This window comes from Dialister sp. UBA1703 (genome assembly GCA_002320515.1).
Taxonomy (GTDB): Bacteria; Bacillota; Negativicutes; order Veillonellales; family Dialisteraceae; genus Dialister.
On sequence record DCJJ01000042.1, the window covers coordinates 1 to 2,794 of the forward strand.

The 2,794-nt window shown below is 54.9% G+C and carries 2 protein-coding genes; both read left to right on the forward strand.

All coding sequences use genetic code 11. The annotated features are described in order from the left end of the window. Positions 1–118: 118 nt before the first annotated feature. Positions 119–1,336: a DUF445 family protein gene (locus tag B2Y11_RS02025; protein WP_291055513.1), complete on the forward strand. Its 1,218-nt coding sequence runs from the start codon at positions 119–121 to the stop codon at positions 1,334–1,336. After that, positions 1,333–2,625 carry a DUF445 family protein gene (locus B2Y11_RS02030; protein WP_291055515.1) on the forward strand — a complete coding sequence of 431 codons (1,293 nt, stop codon included), beginning with the start codon at positions 1,333–1,335 and terminating at the stop codon, positions 2,623–2,625. The genes B2Y11_RS02025 and B2Y11_RS02030 overlap by 4 nt, the downstream gene beginning before the upstream one ends. The last annotated feature ends 169 nt before the right edge of the window (positions 2,626–2,794 follow it).

The following is a 2,794-nucleotide window of genomic DNA, read 5'->3' on the forward strand; positions in this document are numbered from 1 at the left end:
TACACATACTATACGAGGATGACAAGTGGGCGGCGGAGCACCGGCACCATGAGGGACGTGGGATTTCTCTACTCATCTATGGATAAATTTTTTTCGTGAATTCCTGAAAGGAGGACTTATGCGTAAGAAAACAATGGCAGATGCCATACTGGCTGTTTCTGCCCTGGGGGCTCTGGCGTCGGCTCCTTTTCAGGGGAGCAGTGTGGCGGCGGCCGCTCTTTTCCATGTGTCCTTTGCTGCCTCCGTCGGCGGCCTTGCGGACTGGTTCGGCGTGACTTCTCTTTTCCGGAAGCCTTTGGGCGTGTCTTTCCGCACGAATCTGATTTCCAAAAGCCGGGGAAAAATCGTGACCATGGCCAGGGACATGGTGACGGAGGAAATCCTATCTCAGCGGCGGCTGAAGCGGCTTCTTGTGAATCATGTGCCTTCGTCGGTGGTGGAGCGGTGGATGAAGGAACACCGATCCGACCTCTGCTGCATCCTGACCGATGGCCTGGAGGCTGCTTTTTCCTCCCTCCATGAGGAATGGCTGTGGACTATGACGGGAAAGAACCTGTCCGCCCTCCTACCTGCCATAGACTGGGCATCCTGCCTGGCTTCCGTCATGCTGTCTTTTAAACATTACGAGAAAAAGGGAGCCCTTTCTCAGGCTCTGGCGGAAGAGGTGAGGCAGTTCCTGCAGGATGAGTTTACGCTGGAGGAAATCGGGCGCATTTACCGCTCCGCCTGGAATCATTATGAGAATCATGGGTTTTTGAATTTTCACAGTCTTTTCCGAAGGGCAGTCAAGGACAGGGATGAGGAGTTTATCCAAGGTATACAGAAGAAGATTTTCGACCTGGCAGGCTCCCTGGCTGATGAAAACAGCGAGGTGAGGAAAGGGCTGGGAGCGCGGTATGATGATTTCCTGGCGCGGCTCACTAAGGATGAAGAGCTTCGAAAGCGGCTGAATGGGCGGATTTCCCGCGGAGCAAAGCAGCTTTTGGAAGAGAAGGGCAGGGAATTTTTCCTGAAGGAGTGGAGGAATCGTCATGAAGAGCTGGCAAGCTTTTTGGCGGATCTCATCCTGCAGCGGGCGGAAAGGATGCTGGCGGATAAGAGGGAGCGGCGCCGTTTCGATGCCTGGCTTCTTTCCATGGTTCTTCCCCATGTGAAAGAAATCCATGAGGCCGTATTATCGGTGGTGGAAAGAAAGCTTTCCCAGTACGACGGGAACACCATGGCCCGCCTTGCAGAGGAGGCGGCGACGGAAGAAGTGGCGGCCATTCGCATGAATGGCTCCCTCTTCGGTGCTCTGCTGGGCCTTGCCTTTTTTGCGGCGGGGGTGATGGTATGAAGCGGTACGGCAGAGCCAACCTTCTCATGGCAGGGGCCTTTCTCCTTTTCCTCACGGCCTTTTGTCTCAGCCGCTTCAGCCCCTGGCAGGGGGAAACCTGGGTTTCGATTCTTTATTTCCTGGCCCAGTCCTGCTTCATCGGCTGTGTGGCGGACTACATCGCCGTGGAAGCCCTTTTCCGGCGGCCCTTCCATCTCCCTGTGGGGCGGCTCATCCCCAAGAGCCGGAAGCGCATTATCCAAAAGCTTGGTGAAGTGAACAGCACTCTTCTTTCTAGAGAAAATCTGCTGAAGAAGGTGGAGAACTTCTCTGCCTCCGAGCTGGTTTTCCGGAAGCTCAGGGAAGAAGGAAATCGGGAGAAATGGGAACGCAATCTCTCTCTGAAGGCAGGGGAATGGTTCGTTTCCTTCGTGAAAGCCCATCGAAGTAACACCGCCCGCATAGCAAGGACAGAGGGGGAAAAGAAGCTCTCTACTTTCATTTCCTATGCAAAGGAAAAAATTCTTTCCGAAATGAATCGGGAAGAATGGCTGGACAGGATTCTGGAGGAAGCGGAAAAAAGGACAAAGGACAGGAAAAACAGGGAGGCCCTGGCCCGTTTCCTGGAAGAAAAGGGAGACAGTGAAGAAAAGGGATTCTTTGGCTCTTTATTCTACGGCGCCGGGAAACTCTTCGGCGTCATCGACTACGACAGCCTGGCGGACGCTGCCATGGACGCCCTTGGCGAGGAAATAGAAACGTGGAAGGAGAAGGACAACCCTTTTCGCAAAACCCTTCTTGCAGGCTGGGACAGCATGGTGAGACGGTTTCTGGAGGATAGGGCCGCAGAAGAGGCCATGGCAGACTTCGGCAGGGAACTTTTCCGCTCCCTTCCCATAGAAAGCAGGGTGGAAGAAGCGGTGGACGCCTTCCTCAGAGATTGGGGCGAAGGAAGTGCCTTCCAGGAAAAACTGGTGCCCCAGATAGAGAAATCCCTCCATCAGGCCCTTTCGGCTGCAGGAAACGACAGCGGGTTCCGGAAGCGCATGGACCGATTCGCCCGTGACCTGGCGGTGGAAATCATTACCTACGAACACGGCTGGCTGGCTCCCGCCATGACAGAAGTGCTGGAAAGCTTCACCGACGAGGAACTGAATGAATTCGTGGAGTCCAAAGTGTGGAGCGAACTGGAAGGCATCCGCATCAACGGCGCCATGGTAGGCCTCCTGGCAGGATATGCCTTCTATGTGTTCCTCATGTGGGTATGGGTGCCTCTGGTGGGGAAATGTACTAGTGGGCTAGTGGGCTAGTGAGCTAGTGAGCTGGTGTGCTGGTGAGCTAGCAGGAAAACCATACAACCGGGCTGACGCCCGATGGAAATGCAACCCCCTTTGGTGGCTGGCGCCACCACCTTTACCCAAAGGGAAGCGTGTCACTGGATTCTCAGTCGCCTATCGGCTCCCTACAGCACGGCTATCA